21 protein-coding genes are annotated in these 19,027 nt (G+C 35.5%); 9 read left to right on the top strand and 12 right to left on the bottom strand.

Annotation, left to right across the window (positions count from 1 at the left end):
- Window position 1: 1 nt before the first annotated feature.
- The 4 genes from ACEPXD_RS05355 to ACEPXD_RS05340 form a co-directional block, all read right to left on the bottom strand.
- A complete protein-coding gene (locus ACEPXD_RS05355) occupies window positions 2-1,348 on the bottom strand; it encodes a dihydrolipoamide acetyltransferase family protein (protein ID WP_391120670.1) in 1,347 nt (448 codons plus the stop codon).
- Between the two features lie 33 nt (window positions 1,349-1,381).
- On the bottom strand, window positions 1,382-2,359 hold the full coding sequence (locus ACEPXD_RS05350; protein WP_151699267.1) for an alpha-ketoacid dehydrogenase subunit beta: 978 nt from the start codon (window positions 2,357-2,359) through the stop codon (window positions 1,382-1,384).
- Between the two features lie 3 nt (window positions 2,360-2,362).
- The gene (pdhA, locus tag ACEPXD_RS05345) at window positions 2,363-3,475 is read right to left on the bottom strand and encodes a pyruvate dehydrogenase (acetyl-transferring) E1 component subunit alpha (RefSeq protein ID WP_391120667.1); all 1,113 of its coding nucleotides are present in this window, start codon (window positions 3,473-3,475) and stop codon (window positions 2,363-2,365) included.
- A gap of 246 nt (window positions 3,476-3,721) precedes the next feature.
- Window positions 3,722-4,360 (bottom strand): YkyA family protein, encoded by a 639-nt coding sequence (locus ACEPXD_RS05340; RefSeq protein WP_391123023.1) that lies wholly within the window; start codon window positions 4,358-4,360, stop codon window positions 3,722-3,724.
- 142 nt (window positions 4,361-4,502) lie between these two features.
- Between ACEPXD_RS05340 and def the strand changes: the two genes are divergently transcribed.
- Window positions 4,503-5,060, top strand: a complete 558-nt coding sequence (gene def, locus ACEPXD_RS05335; protein ID WP_391120664.1) for a peptide deformylase — start codon at window positions 4,503-4,505, stop codon at window positions 5,058-5,060.
- A 334-nt stretch (window positions 5,061-5,394) separates the two neighbouring features.
- On the opposite strand, the gene ACEPXD_RS05330 is transcribed toward def, so the two are convergent.
- Together ACEPXD_RS05330 and ACEPXD_RS05325 are read right to left on the bottom strand one after the other, a co-directional pair.
- Complete coding sequence (locus tag ACEPXD_RS05330) at window positions 5,395-6,336, bottom strand: carbohydrate kinase family protein (RefSeq protein ID WP_391120662.1); 942 nt, start codon at window positions 6,334-6,336, stop codon at window positions 5,395-5,397.
- 17 nt (window positions 6,337-6,353) lie between these two features.
- A complete protein-coding gene (locus ACEPXD_RS05325) occupies window positions 6,354-7,130 on the bottom strand; it encodes a Cof-type HAD-IIB family hydrolase (RefSeq protein WP_391120659.1) in 777 nt (258 codons plus the stop codon).
- Window positions 7,131-7,412: 282 nt separating this feature from the next.
- On the opposite strand from ACEPXD_RS05325, the gene ACEPXD_RS05320 reads away from it, so the two are divergent.
- Together ACEPXD_RS05320 and rnjA are read left to right on the top strand one after the other, a co-directional pair.
- Window positions 7,413-7,622 carry a DNA-dependent RNA polymerase subunit epsilon gene (locus ACEPXD_RS05320; protein ID WP_151699261.1) on the top strand — a complete coding sequence of 70 codons (210 nt, stop codon included), beginning with the start codon at window positions 7,413-7,415 and terminating at the stop codon, window positions 7,620-7,622.
- Between the two features lie 3 nt (window positions 7,623-7,625).
- Window positions 7,626-9,293: a ribonuclease J1 gene (gene rnjA, locus ACEPXD_RS05315; RefSeq protein WP_391120656.1), complete on the top strand. Its 1,668-nt coding sequence runs from the start codon at window positions 7,626-7,628 to the stop codon at window positions 9,291-9,293.
- A gap of 159 nt (window positions 9,294-9,452) precedes the next feature.
- Here the strand turns inward: rnjA and ACEPXD_RS05310 are convergent, their stop codons facing one another.
- Both ACEPXD_RS05310 and ACEPXD_RS05305 read right to left on the bottom strand, forming a co-directional pair.
- Window positions 9,453-10,112, bottom strand: coding sequence for a potassium channel family protein (locus ACEPXD_RS05310; RefSeq protein ID WP_391120653.1), 660 nt, complete (start codon window positions 10,110-10,112; stop codon window positions 9,453-9,455).
- 72 nt (window positions 10,113-10,184) lie between these two features.
- Window positions 10,185-10,634, bottom strand: a complete 450-nt coding sequence (locus ACEPXD_RS05305; protein WP_391120650.1) for a redoxin domain-containing protein — start codon at window positions 10,632-10,634, stop codon at window positions 10,185-10,187.
- A 348-nt stretch (window positions 10,635-10,982) separates the two neighbouring features.
- Between ACEPXD_RS05305 and ACEPXD_RS05300 the strand changes: the two genes are divergently transcribed.
- The 6 genes from ACEPXD_RS05300 (at window position 10,983) to ACEPXD_RS05275 (ending at window position 16,710) form a co-directional block, all read left to right on the top strand.
- The gene (locus ACEPXD_RS05300) at window positions 10,983-11,525 is read left to right on the top strand and encodes a helix-turn-helix domain-containing protein (RefSeq protein ID WP_391120647.1); all 543 of its coding nucleotides are present in this window, start codon (window positions 10,983-10,985) and stop codon (window positions 11,523-11,525) included.
- Between the two features lie 71 nt (window positions 11,526-11,596).
- The gene (locus ACEPXD_RS05295; RefSeq protein WP_391120644.1) at window positions 11,597-12,703 is read left to right on the top strand and encodes an ABC transporter ATP-binding protein; all 1,107 of its coding nucleotides are present in this window, start codon (window positions 11,597-11,599) and stop codon (window positions 12,701-12,703) included.
- On the top strand, window positions 12,693-13,517 hold the full coding sequence (locus ACEPXD_RS05290; protein ID WP_391120641.1) for an ABC transporter permease: 825 nt from the start codon (window positions 12,693-12,695) through the stop codon (window positions 13,515-13,517). Before ACEPXD_RS05295 ends, ACEPXD_RS05290 begins: the two co-directional genes overlap by 11 nt.
- Window positions 13,501-14,304, top strand: coding sequence for an ABC transporter permease (locus ACEPXD_RS05285; RefSeq protein WP_391120638.1), 804 nt, complete (start codon window positions 13,501-13,503; stop codon window positions 14,302-14,304). Before ACEPXD_RS05290 ends, ACEPXD_RS05285 begins: the two co-directional genes overlap by 17 nt.
- Entirely contained in the window at window positions 14,301-15,374 is a 1,074-nt protein-coding gene (locus tag ACEPXD_RS05280) for an ABC transporter substrate-binding protein (protein WP_391120636.1), read from the top strand. Before ACEPXD_RS05285 ends, ACEPXD_RS05280 begins: the two co-directional genes overlap by 4 nt.
- Before the next feature lie 154 nt (window positions 15,375-15,528).
- Complete coding sequence (locus ACEPXD_RS05275; protein ID WP_391120633.1) at window positions 15,529-16,710, top strand: MFS transporter; 1,182 nt, start codon at window positions 15,529-15,531, stop codon at window positions 16,708-16,710.
- A 149-nt stretch (window positions 16,711-16,859) separates the two neighbouring features.
- Here the strand turns inward: ACEPXD_RS05275 and ACEPXD_RS05270 are convergent, their stop codons facing one another.
- The 4 genes from ACEPXD_RS05270 to ACEPXD_RS05255 all read right to left on the bottom strand — a co-directional run bounded on the left by ACEPXD_RS05270 (window position 16,860) and on the right by ACEPXD_RS05255 (window position 19,027).
- On the bottom strand, window positions 16,860-17,225 hold the full coding sequence (locus ACEPXD_RS05270) for a VWA domain-containing protein (protein WP_391120630.1): 366 nt from the start codon (window positions 17,223-17,225) through the stop codon (window positions 16,860-16,862).
- Between the two features lie 127 nt (window positions 17,226-17,352).
- A complete protein-coding gene (locus tag ACEPXD_RS05265) occupies window positions 17,353-17,610 on the bottom strand; it encodes a hypothetical protein (RefSeq protein WP_391120628.1) in 258 nt (85 codons plus the stop codon).
- 337 nt (window positions 17,611-17,947) lie between these two features.
- Entirely contained in the window at window positions 17,948-18,097 is a 150-nt protein-coding gene (locus tag ACEPXD_RS05260; RefSeq protein ID WP_391120625.1) for a hypothetical protein, read from the bottom strand.
- Window positions 18,098-18,184: 87 nt separating this feature from the next.
- Window positions 18,185-19,027 carry an ABC transporter permease gene (locus ACEPXD_RS05255; RefSeq protein ID WP_391120622.1) on the bottom strand — a complete coding sequence of 281 codons (843 nt, stop codon included), beginning with the start codon at window positions 19,025-19,027 and terminating at the stop codon, window positions 18,185-18,187.

Here is a 19,027-nt window from a genome sequence, read left to right as displayed (position 1 = left end):
TTTACGCCTCCATTAATAATAATTCAGGACTGCTTAATAAGCGTTTAATATGGTTCAACGCATGTTGAGCAGTCGCACCGTCGATCATGCGATGATCAAAGCTCAAAGATAATGCTAACACAGGAGCAGCTACAATTTCACCATTTTTTATTACAGGTTTTTCTGAAATTCTACCAATTCCAAGTATAGCGACTTCTGGGTGATTAATAACCGGTGTAAACCATTGGCCACCCGCAGAGCCGATATTTGTAATTGAGCATGAAGCACCTTTCATTTCAGAAGGAGATAATTTCCCTTCACGTGCTTTACCTGCAAGTGTATTTATTTCATTTGAAACAGCAAACACCGATTTACGATCTGCATGTTTAATAACAGGAACAAGTAAACCTTTTTCAGTATCCGCAGCAATTCCAATATCGAAATAATGTTTTTGTATAACTTCACTTGTTTCATCATCAAATGATGTATTCAATTGAGGGAATTCACGTAATGCACTTACTAGTGCTTTTACAACATATGGTAGGTAAGTTAACTTAATATTTTTCTCTGCAGCAATGTCTTTGAATTTTTTGCGATGTGCAACAAGTTCTGTTACATCCACTTCATCCATTAATGTTACGTGAGGAGCAGTATGTTTCGAATGTACCATTGCTTTTGCAATTGCTTTGCGAATTCCAGACATTTTTTCGCGAGTTTCTGGGAATTCACCTTCTAATGAAATCGGTGCAGAAGTTTTTACTTCTACTTTCGTTTCTTGAGCAGCTTCTTCCACAGCTGTTTCTGCTACTTCTACTTCAACAGATTTTTGATCGCCAGTTAAGAATGCTTCAATATCTGCTTTTAAAATACGACCATTTTTTCCTGACCCAACAACATCCGCAATATTTACTTCGTGATCACGAGCGAATTTACGTACGGAAGGCATAGAAATCACACGTTTATCGCCTTTTGCTTCCTCTTTTGGTTGTACGATAGCGCCTACTGTTTCAGGAGTTTTTGTTACTTGTTTTTCAATAATTTGTCCAGCTTCAGCCGTAGCTTGGACTTGTGCTTCTGTTTTTTCAGATGTCGCTACGTTATCATGCCCTTTAAAATGTAAATCTTCGTATCCAGGTGCATCTAATCTTATAAGCACATCTCCAACAACCGCTACCGTACCTTCGCTTACTAATACTTCCGTAACTTTCCCTTTAACAGGGGAAGGAATTTCAACGACAGCTTTATCGTTTTGGACTTCGCATAAAATATCATCTTCTGCTACTTCGTCTCCTGCTTTTACAAACCATTTAACGATTTCGCCTTCATGTATACCTTCTCCGATATCCGGTAATCGAAATTCAAATGCCATAGTAGTCACCCTTTCTATTTATGAATTGTATTATTAAAATGTTAATACTTTTTTAGCTGTTTCTACTATATCTTTAACTCCAGGCAACCAAACTGTTTCTGCTTGAGAGAATGGGAATACAGTGTCTGGAGCAGTAACACGTAATACTGGTGCTTCTAAGCTTAAAATAGCTCTTTCCGTAATTTCTGCTACTACGTTTGCAGCGATACCAGCTTGTTTTTGTGCTTCTTGAACGACCATTGCACGACCCGTTTTTTCCACAGACGCAATAATTGTTTCAATATCAAGTGGTTGTATTGTACGTAAGTCCACAACTTCTACAGAGTGACCTTCTTTTTCTAACTCTTCCGCAGCTTTCAAGCTTTCATGTACCATTGCTCCGTAAGAAATGATTGTTAAATCAGTTCCTTCACGTTTTACATCGGCTTTGCCAAGTGGAATTGTGTACTCTTCTTCCGGAACTTCCCCACGGAATGAACGATATAATTTCATATGTTCCAAGTAAATAACTGGATCATTGTCACGAATAGCTGAGATCAATAAACCTTTTGCATCGTAAGGTGTAGAAGGAATAACAACTTTTACTCCAGGAGTTGATGTCATTAGTAATTCTAAGCTGTCTGCATGCATTTCAGGTGTATGTACTCCACCGCCAAAAGGTGAACGAATCGTAACAGGTGCATGAAATGCTCCTCCTGTACGGAAACGCATACGAGCAAGTTGACCACTAATCGAGTCCATTACTTCAAATACAAAACCAAAGAATTGAATTTCGGGAACCGGGCGGAATCCTTGTAGAGATAGTCCTACTGCTAAACCACCAATACCAGATTCTGCTAGAGGTGTATCAAATACGCGATCTTCACCAAATTCTTTTTGTAATCCCTCTGTCGCACGGAATACTCCTCCGTTAACGCCTACGTCTTCACCGAAGACTAACACGTTTTCATCGTTCTTAAGCTCTGTACGGAGTGCTTCCGTAATTGCTTGAATCATCGTCAATTGTGCCATCGGTTACTTCGACTCCTTCTCTGTATAGTAAGCTAATTGCTCATCTAAATTATATGGGTTTTCATCATACATAATATTAATCAAATCCGTTACTTTTTGCTTTGGAGCACTATCTGCTTTCTTTATAGCCTCTTTAATCTCTTCTTTTGCTTTTTCAATAACTTCTGCTTCTTTTTCTTCATTCCATAATCCTTTACCTTCTAGGTAAGTACGGAAACGAACAAGTGGATCTCTCTTTTCCCAAGCAGAATCTGTTTCCGATGTACGGTAACGAGTAGGGTCATCTCCAGCCATTGTATGTGGACCATAACGGTAACAAACAGTTTCTATTAATGTTGGACCTTCCCCGTTAATCGCACGATCTCTTGCATCCTTTGTTACTGCGTAAACAGCTAATGGATCCATCCCATCAACAAGTACACTTGGAATACCTGCAGCAATACCTTTTTGTGCAATTGTTTTTGCTGCTGTTTGTAATTCGCGTGGTGTTGAAATAGCATATTGGTTATTTTGAACGATAAACACTGCAGGTACACGGAAAGCTCCTGCAAAGTTAATGCCTTCATAGAAATCACCTTGTGATGATCCACCATCACCAGTGTACGTAATTGCAATCGCTTTCTTTCCACGTTTTTGCATACCAAGTGCTACACCAGCAGCTTGAATAAATTGTGCTCCAATAATAATTTGAGGTGGAAATACGTTTACACCTTCTGGAATTTGGTTCCCCATGAAATGCCCACGTGAGAACAAGAATGCTTGCCAAAGTGGTAAACCATGCCAAACGATTTGAGGTACATCACGGTAACCAGGTAATATAAAATCTTCTTTCTCAAGTGCAAATTGGGAAGCTAATTGAGAAGCTTCTTGTCCTGCAGTAGGAGCATAAAAACCTAAACGTCCTTGACGATTTAAAGAAATAGAGCGCTGATCTAGAATTCGTGTATAAACCATACGACTCATTAATTCTACCAATTCTTCATCTGATAGGTTTGGGTTAGCTTTTTCGTTTACAATTGTTCCTTCTTCGTTCAAAATTTGGAACATTTCAAACTTCTCTTCAATCTCTTGAAGCGTTTTCTTTGGGTCTAACTGCGTTGAATTGTTTGCAGCCATAATAGCAACTCTCCTTTTCTTCTGTATTAAAATTTCTTCTTCTACATAGTGATACAACTATACTTCTGTTTCAGTATACTCAAGATTAAAACTTCGGTCAATCATCCAAAACGAAGGTTTTTATTTGAAAGAAAATTCAAAACCATCCATCCTGTACTAGTCAATAATTAAGTCTGTATTATATCAGATTATGAATTTAGCATTAATATATAATACAAAAAGCAGCCGTATTATAGGTTGCTTTCGTTACTTATCCCCTTTTTGCAACGAAGCAAAAACGGCCTCTTTTACTTGGTTTAATTGTGTGGTAAGCACGTTAAATTTGTCTACGGCTTTTTGGACAAGTTCGTTCTGCTCATTGACTTGTTCTACTTTATCTTGAATCTCCTTCACTTCCACGTCATCCGTTATTAACATGTTATATAACTCATCTTGCAAATTAGCAAGAGTATTATATTGTTCTGTTAAAGCATCGTAAGCTGTATATCTATTTTTAAATGCTTCTTCCATTTTTTTTAGATTGTCTTTTTCGGAGTCATCTTTCGTATTTGAAATAAGCGTTTCTATATCTGCCATTTTCTCAGAAGCTTGCTTAATAGAAGCTGATTCCTTTTTCACTAACTCCAAACGCTTATCCAAAAGCTTTGCAGTTTCATCTACCTGTTTTGTCAATTCCTCTTTTTGATCTTTCGTTAACTCCATCATACTTTGAAAATTAGCTTGTTCTTTTTTCTCCGTGTCGTTTAACTCTGATTGCAATTCTCTATAATCAGATTCTGATTGATAAATTTCTGTTAAGATATTCGATAACTTTTCTTCCGTAGTCTCCCTGAATGAGCATGCTGATAATAATAAAACCAAGCTTGTAATTACAATATATTTCATTTTTTTCACAAAACACCCTCCTATATTCATTTCACTATAATTGTTCTAGCTTCTAATTTCAACTGATGAATTGGCTCTTTTTGTTTAGTTAATGAACATTTTTCGATATAATAGAAATAAGAACTTTGAAAGGACGATTCAAATGATACTAATGAAAGACATTGTGAGAGATGGCCATCCAGCTCTCCGAAAAAAAACAGCAGAAATGACTTTCCCATTATCAAAGGAAGAGCAGAAGCTAGCATCCGATTTGCTAGAATATGTGATAAATAGTCAAGACGATGAATTGATTGAAAAATACATGCTAAGACCTGGGATTGGCATTGCTGCACCACAAGTGGATGCTGAAAAAAGAATGTTCGCTCTACATTTAACAGATGAAGACGATAATTTAGTAAGTTTTGTAGCAGTTAACCCCAAAATCATTAGCCATTCTGTTGAAAAAACATATATCTCTGCAGGAGAAGGGTGTTTATCTGTAGATGAAGTAATGGAAGGGTATGTACCAAGATACGCACGAATTACAGTAACGGGCTTTTTTCCAGACGGCACCCCTTTTAAAAAACGTTTAAAAGGACTGACAGCCATTGCTTTTCAACATGAGCTGGACCATCTAAACGGCATTATGTTTTATGACCATATCAACAAAATTAATCCATATGCAGAATTACCAAATTCAGTCCCATATGACCGAGCATAGCACGAAAACCGCAAGTGCCCTTTAAGAGTATCTTGTCTTCACCATTTTCTGAGTGCTTAGGACTTCAAATAGGTTACATTATAATCGTGATAAAGAACTGTGTAGTAGAGTGAACTCGTCACTTCTTGCTACACTTTTTTTGGTAATCTTGTGGCAGATGTTTGTCCGTCGCTCTCTTGATTTGTGTAAAGACATGCTTACATGTTGCAAATCGCTTTGAGTTTGCGATATACACATTTGAATTTGCGTTATGAATCGTAGGGAAAATTATGTAGCTGACACAGCGAAGCATTTTAAAAGGCGCTCATTTATAACTTGCAAATGAGCACCTTTCTTAGTATTCGTTCAGTTCATCTATTCTTGGCATGGCCGACAATGCCCCAAATTTTGTTGCACAAATAGCTCCAAGCTTGTTGCCAAATGCAATATAGTCTATCCACTCATCTTTTGTTTTTGGTTTTCCTTTTAAATGAATCTGCCTAAGTATACCTGCCATAAATGCATCTCCTGCGCCTGTCGTATCCACGGGTTCAACTTTATTCACCGGGATATGTATCACTTCACCATTCATAACTGCATAAGTACCTTCTTCCCCTATTGTAATAAGGACAATGGGAATTCGATATTTTTGTATTTTTTCAATTCCTTCTACTAGCGTTTGCATTTCCGTCAGAAAAAAAAGTTCTTCATCCGTTAATTTCAATAAATCTACATGTGAAAAAAAAGAAAGAATCGTTTCTCTACAAAGTTCTTCACTTTCCCATCTTAGCCGGCGAATATTCGCATCAAAAGACAACAATCCATTTAAATTCTTTACATTAGCCACTATCTCTTTAGTAGTTTTAAGTGCTACTGGATGAAATAAAGTACCCGAGCAAAAATGAAAAACGGATGCCTTTTGAAAAGCTTCTTCCTCTAAAGTAGAAAATTCAACTTGAATGTCCGGTGTTTCGTCCACATAAGTATGAAAAACTCGATCTTTATTTTCAGTCAAATGAACATATACGCCACTTACTCTTTTTTCAGGGATCATTTTTGCATAGGAAAGATCTACTCCTTCTGCTGCAAGTTCAGCAGTAACAAACTTGGATGTAGCATCTTCTCCTGTCACGGTGATAAATGAGGAAGAAGCCCCTAGTCGAGAAATACCAGCTGCTACATTGACCGTTGCTCCTCCTAAAAACTTTGAAAAATGTTTATTGCTAGAGTCATCTGCTATATAGTCCACAAATGCATCCCCATATATTAATACATGCTTGTTTGGTGAATTGTTCATTTGAATCTCCTTATTATTTATTGAATGAGCTGTAATTTCTTTAAAGCATTTATAAGACCATTTTCAGAAACATGATCTGTGACAAATGTCGCATGTTTTTTTAACTCTTCTACAGAATTTCCCATCGCTACACCAGTGCCTACATATTCAAGCATTTCTATATCATTTAAACCGTCCCCAAATGCAATAGCGTCTTCTGCTGATTTATTTATATACTTCAATAATAATGAGATTCCTTTCGCTTTTGACACTCCCTTAGGTAGCACATCACAAGATACTCGATGCCAACGAACAAACTTTAAATTCGGAAAGGCCTTCTCATATTCATTTTGATTATCAGAATTACCAAAGATTAGAGCTTGATGGATATCATTCGCTAAAAAGAAATTTTCTTCTGTTCGAGGCAACTCTAATTTCAAAGAAGAAATACTTTCCAAAACATCTTGATGGTCAGGTATATTTGAGACAAATTCATCGTTATCCATATAAATTAATGGTTGCTCTCGTTTTTTTGCGAAATCAGTCAATTGTTGTAACTCTTTCTTCCCAATAACACCTTTATGTATAACTTTGCCTTTAAATTGAACGATTTGACCATTATAACAAATGAATGAATCAATGTTTAATTGATCGAATATAAACTTTGCTGTAAATGGAGCCCTCCCTGTCGCAATGACAATTTCATGTCCATTTCTCTTTGCTTCATGTATTGCTTCTTTTACACCAATAGGTATATTTTTTTCTTCATCTAAAATTGTTCCATCAATATCAAAAAATAAAATTTTATTTACCATAAAAAAATCCTCTTTTCATAATGCTAATTATTTGACTTTTCTGTTTAATTCCTTTACTTAATTCAAAATCGTGTATATAATGAAATGCAAGGAGTGGGTGGCCATGTTGAAACGCCTGAAAAGGAAATTGTTGAGACGGCTCGGCGGAATGCTTAGAAAGAAAACGATCGCTTAAATTTTTATGCCCTTCATATTTTGGAGGGCTTTTCTTTATTTTAAATAAGCGTCGTGATAATATAAAGAGAATTGATTTATTTTGAACGTGAAAAAGGAGAGTATAAAATGATTTATAAAGTTTATTATCAAGAGAATGCACTAGAAGTACCAGTTCGCGAAAACACAAAAAGCTTATACGTAGAAGCAGAATCAGAACGTGAAGTACGTTCTACCCTGATTGATCGTAAGTATAATATCGAATTAATTCAACTACTTGAAGGTAATCATTTAGAATACGAACAAGCTAGTTTGAATTTTAAAGTTGAGAAGATATAATCTATGAAATTTGTAAAGAATGATCAAACTGCAGTTTTCGCCCTCGGCGGACTAGGCGAAATCGGCAAAAATACGTATGCTATTCAATTTCAAGATGAAATTATTATAATTGATGCGGGCATTAAATTCCCAGAAGATGATTTATTGGGAATAGATTATGTTATCCCAGACTACACTTATTTAGTAAAAAATGTGGATAAGATTAAAGGGCTTTTTATCACACACGGTCATGAGGATCATATTGGCGGGATTCCTTATTTATTAAAGCAGATCAATGTACCTGTTTATGGTGGGAAATTAGCTCTTGGCTTACTTCGTAATAAATTAGAAGAACACGGTTTACTTCGTCAAACTAAAATGACTGTTTTCGAAGAAAATGATGTCATTAAGTTTAGAAAAACTGCCGTAAGCTTTTTTAGAACGACACATAGTATTCCTGATGCTTACGGAATAGTAGTAAAAACACCACCTGGTAATATCGTACATACGGGTGATTTTAAATTTGATTTTACTCCTGTTGGAGAACCAGCAAACTTGACTAAAATGGCTGAAATTGGAAGTGACGGCGTTCTTTGTTTACTTTCAGATAGTACAAATGCTGAAATTCCAAACTTTACAATGTCAGAACGTAAGGTTGGGGAGAGTATGGACTCCATTTTCCGAAAAGTAAATGGTCGTATTATATTCGCTACTTTTGCTTCGAATATTCATAGACTTCAACAAGTAACAGATTATGCTGTACAACATAATCGTAAAATTGCTGTATTTGGAAGAAGTATGGACAATGCCATTACAATCGGGAGAGAGCTTGGCTATATAACTGCACCGAAAGAGACATTTGTAGATGTGAGCGCATTAAATCGTTTACCTGCAAATGAGGTGTTAATTTTGTGTACCGGTAGTCAAGGTGAACCTATGGCTGCTCTATCGCGTATCGCAAATGGGACACATCGACAAATTCAAATTCAGCCTGGAGATACTGTCGTATTCTCTTCTTCTCCGATTCCTGGTAATAGATCGAGTGTCAATCGTACAATTAACCTGCTTTACCGTGCTGGAGCGGAAGTAATACACGGTTCTCTGAATAATATCCATACATCTGGACATGGTTCTCAAGAGGAACAAAAGCTTATGCTTCGTTTAATGAAACCTAAATTCTTCATGCCGATTCATGGGGAATACCGTATGTTAAAAATTCATACAGAACTTGCTATTGACTGTGATGTTCTTCCTGAAAATACATTTATTATGGAAAACGGAGATGTGCTTGCTTTAAGTGCAAATGAAGCACATGTAGCAGGTCGAATCCCTTCTGGTGATATATATATTGATGGAAGTGGTATTGGCGACATTGGTAATATCGTGCTTCGTGATCGTCGAATTTTATCCGAAGAAGGACTAGTAATTGTAGTAGTTAGTGCAGATATGGAAAAGAAAAAAATCGTCTCTGGACCTGATATTATTTCCCGTGGATTTGTTTATATGCGTGAATCAGGAACAATGATCAATGAAGCACAGCAAATGTTAAACAAGCATTTACGCTTTACCATTCAAGATAAAGAAATTGAATGGTCAGAATTAAAAAACGAGATTACAGATGTATTAAGTCCTTATCTGTATGAAAAAACAAAAAGACGTCCAATGATTTTACCTATTATCATGGAAGTATAAGAAAAACACAGGCGTCCTTTAAGTGCATCTTTGTTTTATCAATTCCTAGACTACTTTGGACGATATAAATAAAAAACAAACTAAACAAACTCGACTTTTACTGAGTTTGTATACAGTTTAAAAGCGCCACCCTTTGGGATGGCGCTTTTACTATTACAATTATGATAGTACTTTCTTTTCAAAACGATTAATATCTACATCTGCACCGATTATTATGAGTACATCGTTTAATTGGAGCTGCTCATCTGCTTGTGGAGATACAATAATATTATTACCCCTTTTCACAGCAACAATATTGATCCCATATCGCGCACGAATATCTAAATCGATAATAGAATGGCCGGCAATTTTTTCATTCACTCTTATCTCCATTATCGAATGCTCATCCGAAAGCTCTAAATAATCCAGAACATTATTAGAAATAATATTATTAGCAATACGAATTCCCATATCTCTCTCTGGATGTACTACTTGGTCCGCACCAATCTTACGAAGTACTTTTTCATGGTAATCATTCTGAGCTTTAACAGTAATTTTTTTAACACCTATTTCTTTTAACATTAATGTCGTTAAAATACTAGATTGAATATCATCACCAATAGCAATAATGACGTGTTCAAAGTTTCGAATACCCAATGATTTTAGCGTTGCTTCATCTGTTGTATCGGCTACAACAGCCTGCGTTGCAATCGAACCAAATTCATCTACCCGTTCTGGAACTTTATCAATTGCCATCACATCAGCGCCTTGATTCACTAATTCTCTAACTATACTTCCTCCAAATCGACCTAATCCAATGACAACAAATTCTTTTTTCACGCCAATGCCTCCCTACAATTCGAATGAACTAAGTTTACCATAAGAAAACGAATAGTAGATAGGCTTTGTAACTCATATTTTCTGTTCGTTCATGAGGAGTATTAAACGTCTTTCTAGCATTTGCATTCCGCTTTCACCGGATTGGTAATGCCTTAGTAGCCCTTTCTTGTCAAATAAGTAATACGCAGGAACTATTCTATTTTGAAACATTTTCGTAACTACTAGCTCATGATCCAGGCAAATAGGATTTGTCATGTTCATCTGCATAGCAGTTTGACAAACGAGATAATCATTTGCATCTTCTGTAGTTCTAGGCATATGAATACTAATTATTTTAAACCTTTCACCGTATAAGCCTTTCCATTTGTGAAGATACGCCATAGTACTTTTACATTGATTACAGCTTACGGACCAAAATTGAATAAGTACAGGTACATCACCTATGATCTGTTCCTTTGTTACTTGACCATTAATCCATTGTAGTCGCCGTGGAAATTCGGGGAACTCCTCTCTTAACTTCACTTAAGTCACTCCTTCTTTATATTGTCCTCAGCTATTGTATGCATTTTTTAGGAAACTGACTGTTCTTCTTAGAAAAGCGCAAGAGTCCTTTTAGAGTATGTTGTCTTTAGCATTTCTAGTGTGCTTTGGACGAAACATTGGCAGCATTATTACCTTTTGAATTGTAGATTTTGTAGTGTATGCGTCACTTCACGATCCACTTTTTTCTATCTTCACTATCTTATAAACAAACACGAGCAACTTTTTTTGAATTTATTTAAATAAGTTGTTAAAGTAAACTTAAAGTTGTGTTAAAATAAACTTTGTTTGAAAATAGGACGTTATTTCACTTTCAAAGGAGTTTCTAATATGCAAATAGGGAATAAGATTAAACGATTACGTCTAGAAAAAGGACTTACTCAAGAAGAACTAGGCGAAAGAACAGATCTTAGTAAAGGTTTTATATCTCAACTTGAAAGAGATATTAATTCACCCTCTATCGAAACACTTTTTGCGATATTAAGTGTATTAGGTTGTAAACCGAAAGACTTCTTTAATGATGAACATGCACGTACAAAAGTCGTTTTTTCAATAAAAGAGCAAATAATTTTTGAAGATGATGACAAAAATTACAAACTAAAATGGCTTATTTCAGAGTCCAATGAAAATGAAATGGAACCAGTTCATATTACTTTAGGTAAAAAAGGCCAGTTCAAACAATTTGAACCTTCGCTTTCTGAGACATTTATTTATGTTTTACAGGGGGACATCAAACTTACACTTGGCAAACAGCAATATACAGCTACAAAAGGAGAGTCTATTTATTTTGAAGCTTATGATGAGCATTTGTTAGAAAACACATCCGATGAAGAATCACAAGTTATTTATGTTGTTACAAATTCTTATTTATAATAAAGCGCAGAAGAATAAATACGTACACAAATAGAAAGATCGATATTTATTATAAAAATTGGAGGATTATTATGTTAGACACATCTATTATTCGCTTCGAAAATGTTTCAAAATCCTACGACGAAGATACAAAGGTATTAGAAAGTATCAATTTTGAATTAGAACGTGGCAAATTTTACACTTTATTGGGACCATCAGGTTGTGGGAAAACTACCATCCTGCGATTAATCGCGGGATTTATGCAGCCTTCCAGCGGTAACATTTATTTCAATGGAAAGTTAATCAATAACGTCCCTGCTAATGAACGGCAAGTAAATACTGTCTTCCAAGACTATGCATTATTTCCTCATTTAAATGTATTTGAAAATGTTGCATTTGGTCTTCGTATTAAAAAATTAGGGAAAAAAGAAATTGAACAAAAAGTTCTAGAAGCACTTAAATTTGTCAACTTAAGTGGTTATGAAAACAGAGAAATTGCAGAAATGTCAGGTGGACAGAGACAACGGGTTGCAATTGCACGAGCGATTGTAAACGATCCAGAAATTATCTTACTGGACGAACCTCTTTCTGCTCTAGATTTAAAGCTTCGTTCTGAAATGCAATATGAGCTTCGTGAATTGCAGCAACGTTTAGGGAAAACATTTATATTTGTTACGCATGATCAGGAAGAAGCGCTTGCAATGTCCGACGAAATTTTCGTATTGAACGCAGGTCATATTGAACAAAGTGGAACGCCAATGGATATTTACGATGAACCTATTAACCGATTTGTAGCAGATTTTATTGGAGAATCTAATATTGTTTCTGGAACAATGGTGGCGGACTTCCGAGTACAAATTGGTGGAAAAGAGTTTGAATGTGTGGATAAAGGACTTACTCCTAACGAACATATTGATATTGTAATCCGGCCGGAGGATTTAGAAATTACAAGTGTGGAAAAAGGAAAGATGAAAGTAAAAGTGGATACGCAATTATTTAGAGGTGTACATTATGAACTTTCCACTTATGATGATGAAGGAAATGAATGGCTTGTACATTCTACGAAAAAAGCAGAAGTCGGCGAATTCATTGGTTTAGATTTCGATCCAGAATCAATCCATGTTATGCGATTGAATGAAACAGAAGAGGAATTTGATAAACGTTTAGAATCATACGGAGAAGACGCTTATGCAAACTAAAAACACAAAATCGCTTTATCTAGTACCATATTTTGCATGGATTGTGTTATTCGTTATAGCACCTATTGCATTAGTCACTTATTACTCTTTCTTCGATTTAAACGGTCACTTTTCAATAGAAAACTATAAAAATTTCTTTACATCTGTTTATTTAACATTGACGATTAATTCATTTTGGTATGCATTTTTAATAACGTTATTTTCTTTAATAATTGCTTATCCAACTGCATATTGGCTGACAAAAACGAAGCATAAACAATTATGGTTATTGTTAATCATTATTCCTTCTTGGATTAATCTACTTCTTAAAACGTACGCTTTCATTGGGATTTTCGGTTTATACGGGCCAATTAATGCATTTTTAAATGTGTTTGGCATTGGAGGTAAACAAATATTATTTACGGATTTTAGTTTTATCTTTGTATCTGTTTATATTTTCATTCCATTTATGATTTTACCTATTTTTAATGCGCTAGATAAGTTAAATCCTTCTTTTATAGATGCAAGTAGAGATTTAGGGGCATCTAGTTGGACTACCTTTACAAAAGTAATTTTCCCTTTAACAATAAACGGTGTAAAAGCTGGGATACAAGCAGTATTTATTCCTTCCCTTTCCCTCTTTATGATTACTCGATTAATCGCTGGGAACAAGGTTATTACTTTAGGAACTGCGATTGAGCAGCAATTTTTAGTTACACAAAACTGGGGAATGGGTTCAACCATTGCCGTTTTCTTAATCATTTTTATGGTTATCATTATGATCATTACAGGACAACGAGATAAGGGGGCTACTTCTCATGGAAAAAATAAGTAAATCAGCAAAGCTATACTTAGCCCTCGTTTTTATCGTGTTGTATGCTCCGATTCTCTATTTAATCTTTTATTCATTCAATAGCGGCGGTGCTATGAATAATTTTGAATCATTCACGTGGGAGCATTATGCAGCTGTATTTTCAGATACTCGTCTTATCATGATTCTTATTAATACGGTTATTGTCGCTTTATTATCTGCACTACTTGCAACGATAATCGGTGTTTTCGGTTCCATTGGCATCGTTTATATGAGAAATAAGTCAATCCGTAATTCCATTTTATCGCTAAATAACGTATTAATTGTTAGCCCTGACGTAGTCATTGGAGCTTCCTTCTTAATTTTATTTACGATGGTTGGTGTTAAATTGGGATTTGCATCCGTGCTGCTGTCACATATTGCATTTAGTATTCCAATTGTTATACTGATGGTTTTACCAAAGCTACAAGAAATGAACAGTTCACTAATTGATGCTGCTGCGGATCTTGGTGCCACTAGACGAGATATTTTCACACGAGTTATTATTCCTTTTATTAAACCAGGTATATTTGCAGGATTTTTCATGGCACTTACTTACTCATTAGATGATTTCGCCGTTACCTTTTTTGTAACTGGAAATGGGTTTAGTACCCTTTCTGTTGAAATTTACTCGATGGCACGTACAGGAGTTACATTAACGATTAATGCACTTTCTGGGATTATTTTTATTGTGACACTTATTCTAGTTGTGGGTTATTACTTTATTAGTCAGCGTGGGAAAAACCCTGTTGGAATGGGGGGACGAAAATGAAAGACATTATTAATGCGATTGTTTCTATAGTAATTGCATGTGCTTTACTATTTGTTGCAAATGATTATTTGGATAAAAGTTCTGGAAAAGCTGGGAGTGATACGGTTACTATTTATAACTGGGGAGAATATATTGATCCAGATCTAATTAAACAATTCGAAGAAGAATCTGGATATCGAGTTGTATACGAAACGTTTGATTCGAATGAAGCCATGATGACGAAAATAGAACAAGGTGGTACTTCATACGATATTGCCGTACCTTCTGAATATGCAATTGAAAAAATGAAAAAAAACCATTTACTTCTACCGATCGATCATTCGAAAATCCCAAACATAAAAAATATTGATCCATATTTTTTGAATTTATCCTTTGATCCAAAAAATGAATATTCCCTTCCTTATTTTTGGGGAACTGTAGGAATCGTCTTTAATCCTACCCTTCTGAAAGGACAAACTTTTGAAAGTTGGGATGATCTATGGGATCCATCCTTAAAAGGTCAAGTTCTATTAGTTGATGGTGCTCGCGAAGTAATTGGAATGGGCTTAAATAGCTTAGGTTATTCATTAAACTCAACAGATGATAAAGTACTACAAGAAGCATCTGCTAAGTTGAAAAAGCTTACTCCAAATGTAAAAGCAATTATTGGGGATGAAGTAACTCAGTTAATGGTTAATGGGGAAGCGCCTGTTGCGCTTACTTGGTCTGGTCAAGCTGCAGATATGATGTCGGAAAATGAAGAGTTAGACTATGCTGTACCAGAGGAAGGATCCAATTTATGGTTTGATAATATGGTTATTCCTAAAACAGCTGCCAATATAGAAGGTGCTCATGCCTTTATTAACTTTATGTTAAATGCAGAAATAGCTGCACAAAATGCGGATTACGTTGGCTATTCTACTCCCAATAAAGCTGCAATGGGGTTAATGGATGAAGAAGTGACTTCCGATGAACGTTTTTATCCAACGGAAGAAATGCGTGATAACTTAGAAGTATACAATGATCTTGGTCTTAAGATGCTTGGGGAATATAACGAGTTGTTTTTAAAATTTAAGATGGGGACAAACTAAAATCTAGAATCGTCTTTTTAAAGACGATTCTAGATTTTCTTTTGGCAAAAAAGCAATTCATATTTTTTCGTGACACGAAGGTTTTTATTTTTTAGAGAATATGTTAGAATCGATAGACGCTTATAAGAATGAATGAGAAGGTAGGAAATACACGTTGAAGAAATCTAATCAATTTGCACTTTACATACTAATGTTCAATATGTTTATTGCAACTGCAGGAATAGGTCTAGTTATTCCGGTAATGCCTCAATATTTACAAACGTTCGGTGTTGCAGGTCAAGCACTTGGTTTTATTATTGCTTCCTTCGCTTTAGGACAATTTTTATTTTCACCTTTAGCTGGAGATTTATCGGATTCGCTTGGACGAAAAAAACTTATTATAATGGGATTAGTAATCTTTTCAGCCTCACAATTGTGGTTTGGGTTTGCTACTCATGAATGGATGCTTTATGTTGCACGTTTTATTAGCGGTATTGGGGGAGCTTTCTTAATTCCGGCAACCATGGCATTTGTTGCGGACCTCACAACGATTGAAACTCGTGGACGAGGAATGGGCTTAATAGGTGCCTCGATGTCACTTGGTTTCATGATCGGACCTGCTTTAGGTGGATTTTTGGCGAATGTTAGTTTAACCTTCCCATTTTATATGGCTTCTTTAGTTGCATTCCTTTCTGCAATTATCTCTTTTTTCATTTTACCCGATATTAAAAATGCAGTTTCAGCAATTGCTCGTGATAAGAAAAAACGTGATAATATATTAGTTCAAATGAAAAAATCTGTTAAAACACCTTATTTTATCATGTTAATCATCATCTTTGTTTTCTCATTTGGCATTGCCAATTTCCAAACAACCTTTTCTTTGTATGTGAATCATAAATATAACTACACTCCACAAGATATTGCGATTGTTTTAACAGTTGGAGGATTTATCGGTGTAATTGTCCAATCTGTCGTTGTAGGAAAGTTATTTAAACGTTTTGGAGAATTAAATGTTATTTTAGTCAACTTATTTGTAGCTGCACTTGCACTTTTACTATTCTTCTTAGTAAACGGTTTCTGGCTTGTATTGATCGTAGCGGCAATCTTTTCGACTGCAACTACCCTTATCCGACCATCAGTTAATACCGTTGTTTCCAAGTTAGCAGGAGATGAACAAGGGTTTGCTGCAGGTATGAATAATGCTTATATGAGTTTAGGTAATATGATCGGGCCCGCGCTTGCTGGGACGTTTTTCGATATTAACATCAACCTTCCGTTTATGGTTGGTTCCGTTATTTTACTATGTGCTTGGGGTGTAACATTCGTTTGGATAAAAAAGAAAAAACCGATTATTTAAGAAAAACGAAAGCGTACTTCAAATGCACCTGGTCTTTACTATTTCCTGAGTGCTTTGGACGAAACACTGGCTACACTATTACCGCAAAAATGGATCGTGAAGTGACTGCGTCACTTCACGATCCATTTTTGCGGTAATCTTGTGTCGGATTATGGGTTATCTTCAACATATGTGCGCGATATCATCGCTGTTTCCGTGGACATAATAGCAGGAATGGTTGATTCATCTGCCACATCGTAGAAGGTCCCCGCTCCCATCTCCGCTAAACTTTCCAGTAATCTTCTGTCCTCAACTTGACCGATTGCCATAGTAGAAATAGTTATATTGTTTTTAGCGCCTTCTTCTATTAACGTTTGAAAGTCACTATTTGTATAAGATTGCCCATCCGTCAATAAAATCACATGCTTCCACTGAAGCTTTAATGGAGCTAAGCGTTCATATGCAAGTGGAAGCCCCGAATAGCCCTTGTCCTTGTCTCTGTCCTTGCCCTTTACTCTGGCTTTTACCTTTTTCATCGTCACCTTTACTTTCACCAGAGTCCGATTTTTCTTGTTTTCCAGCCTCCGATTTTCCGGAATTACTTTTATCATTATTAGTTGAGTTCGAATTTCCTTGAGCTATCTGGTTTGCAAAAAATAGGAATTATTTACCCGTTTTACTTAGCGCAGTTTGAATAGAAGAGGCACTTTTCGCTAAAGTATTGTTTACATCCTCTATGGAAGCTAGTTCTTTTTGTTCCTCTGCTGTTAAAGAGGAATCCGTGGATCCCTCTTGTTCTGAAAGTTCTGTTCTTCCAAGCTTCTGTTCTTTTAAAGCCAATTCTTTTTGCTTTTTCACTACTTCACGTAATTCTTCTTCCGCCGTATTTACTTCTTTCCGTTTTTCTTTTAATTCCTTCAAATCCTTCTTTACAGACTTTACCAGTTCCTTTTTTCATTTCATTGACAACTTGATGATCTTTTTCTAACTTTTGCTTCTAATTGGGTTGCAGCAGGAAATGCATACAAAACAAGTACAACAGCAAAAGCAAGTACACATCCTAAAATCCATTAAGGCTGGAAATAATGTTTTTCACGTTGTTTAAATTTCCTAAATGCTTCTTTGCTTTCTCGCTCTGCCTTTTCTAGCAAACCTTTTTTAAGCTTAGATTTTTCAGGAAAAAAAGATATAGCGGTAATTAATATATTATCTGGAAAAAAGTAATCTAATTTTTGTTAAGCATATTCCTTCGAAGGTCTTATCCAAAATGCATATAAAAAAACGATAAAAAATCAAGAACTCCGACAATTATGGCAGTTCCTATATAGTATGGAAACACAAATAAGCGAGAAACAAATAGAATAGACGCTGCAGAAGAAAATCCAACAAATAATGCTGCTTGAAGCATTACTATATAATGCTCGATAGCAAGTCTAAGTCTCGCTTTTTGAACAAAACGTATAAGTTTATCGTAGCACTTATCTTAGTTTACTCCTCATTTAGCACGTTTCATGTTAACGCGCAGTTTTTTCACAGCAATAAAAATAGTTAATACCGTAACACAAACATAAAAAATCGTATATCCAGCCCAAATTGGAAAGTCAACAAGAGTAGATTGACTAATAAAACTATCCGAACCTTGAGAAATAAGTGTAAGCATTAAAACTATCGGATTAATACTTGCAAAAAAGTGACCAATTGGCGATGAAGTGAGTGTTCCGGTTACCATACTATTCATCCCTGTTATGACTAGATAAATAAAACCGGTAACAGCAGTTAGGAAAATCATTGTTCCATACGTTGCAATCATTGCTACAATCGTTTTACGAATAATCGTGGAATACATAATTCCTATCCCGCCAATAGCAAGCATTGTTAAAAAGAAGAATAAGAAAATGATTCCAAGCTGACTTGGAGATACTCCACCAAAAAGGAAAACTAAACTATAAATAGGTAGGCCAGCCACTAATAACAAAAGAAGAAATGCAATTGACGACGTTAATTTTCCCATAATGATTTGAAACGAAGTTTGAGACGTTGTTAGTAAAATGTTTAATGTTTGTTTCTCACGCTCCGTACTAATTGCACCTGCCGTTAAGCCTGGGGTAATAAAGAGAATAAGCCCTAGTTGAATATACGTCAGCATAGCAAACATAAAAAAGCTTTCTTCTGGCCGGAAATAACCAATACCTGTAAAGGATGTAGTAAGCATAATAAAGCCAAAGACAAAAATACACATCGCAATTAAATAAAAAAGAATCCCAGTAAAGCTTTTAAGCGAACGAAAGCGTAATTTAATCTCTTTTTTTAATACCGGATTTGAAAAGGAAGGTTTCAT

It is taken from the genome of Psychrobacillus sp. L3 (assembly GCF_042945595.1).
Lineage (GTDB): Bacteria > Bacillota > Bacilli > Bacillales_A > Planococcaceae > Psychrobacillus.
Note: the sequence above shows the minus strand (reverse complement) of the source record. Positions and strands in the feature narration are given on the sequence as shown.

What these genes read in the sequence shown, in the direction of transcription:
- ACEPXD_RS05260 (WP_391120625.1), bottom strand. Translation starts at nt 18,097, where the DNA reads ATGCTTCAAGCAGCATTATTTGTTGGATTTTCTTCTGCAGCGTCTATT.
- pdhA (WP_391120667.1), bottom strand. Translation starts at nt 3,475, where the DNA reads ATGGCTGCAAACAATTCAACGCAGTTAGACCCAAAGAAAACGCTTCAA.
- ACEPXD_RS05285 (WP_391120638.1), top strand. Translation starts at nt 13,501, where the DNA reads ATGGAAAAAATAAGTAAATCAGCAAAGCTATACTTAGCCCTCGTTTTT.
- ACEPXD_RS05270 (WP_391120630.1), bottom strand. Translation starts at nt 17,225, where the DNA reads ATGAAAAAGGTAAAAGCCAGAGTAAAGGGCAAGGACAGAGACAAGGAC.
- ACEPXD_RS05325 (WP_391120659.1), bottom strand. Translation starts at nt 7,130, where the DNA reads ATGGTAAATAAAATTTTATTTTTTGATATTGATGGAACAATTTTAGAT.
- ACEPXD_RS05295 (WP_391120644.1), top strand. Translation starts at nt 11,597, where the DNA reads ATGTTAGACACATCTATTATTCGCTTCGAAAATGTTTCAAAATCCTAC.
- ACEPXD_RS05300 (WP_391120647.1), top strand. Translation starts at nt 10,983, where the DNA reads ATGCAAATAGGGAATAAGATTAAACGATTACGTCTAGAAAAAGGACTT.
- ACEPXD_RS05290 (WP_391120641.1), top strand. Translation starts at nt 12,693, where the DNA reads ATGCAAACTAAAAACACAAAATCGCTTTATCTAGTACCATATTTTGCA.
- rnjA (WP_391120656.1), top strand. Translation starts at nt 7,626, where the DNA reads ATGAAATTTGTAAAGAATGATCAAACTGCAGTTTTCGCCCTCGGCGGA.
- ACEPXD_RS05330 (WP_391120662.1), bottom strand. Translation starts at nt 6,336, where the DNA reads ATGAACAATTCACCAAACAAGCATGTATTAATATATGGGGATGCATTT.
- ACEPXD_RS05280 (WP_391120636.1), top strand. Translation starts at nt 14,301, where the DNA reads ATGAAAGACATTATTAATGCGATTGTTTCTATAGTAATTGCATGTGCT.
- ACEPXD_RS05350 (WP_151699267.1), bottom strand. Translation starts at nt 2,359, where the DNA reads ATGGCACAATTGACGATGATTCAAGCAATTACGGAAGCACTCCGTACA.
- ACEPXD_RS05355 (WP_391120670.1), bottom strand. Translation starts at nt 1,348, where the DNA reads ATGGCATTTGAATTTCGATTACCGGATATCGGAGAAGGTATACATGAA.
- ACEPXD_RS05320 (WP_151699261.1), top strand. Translation starts at nt 7,413, where the DNA reads ATGATTTATAAAGTTTATTATCAAGAGAATGCACTAGAAGTACCAGTT.
- ACEPXD_RS05340 (WP_391123023.1), bottom strand. Translation starts at nt 4,360, where the DNA reads ATGAAATATATTGTAATTACAAGCTTGGTTTTATTATTATCAGCATGC.
- ACEPXD_RS05255 (WP_391120622.1), bottom strand. Translation starts at nt 19,027, where the DNA reads ATGAAACCTTCCTTTTCAAATCCGGTATTAAAAAAAGAGATTAAATTA.
- def (WP_391120664.1), top strand. Translation starts at nt 4,503, where the DNA reads ATGATACTAATGAAAGACATTGTGAGAGATGGCCATCCAGCTCTCCGA.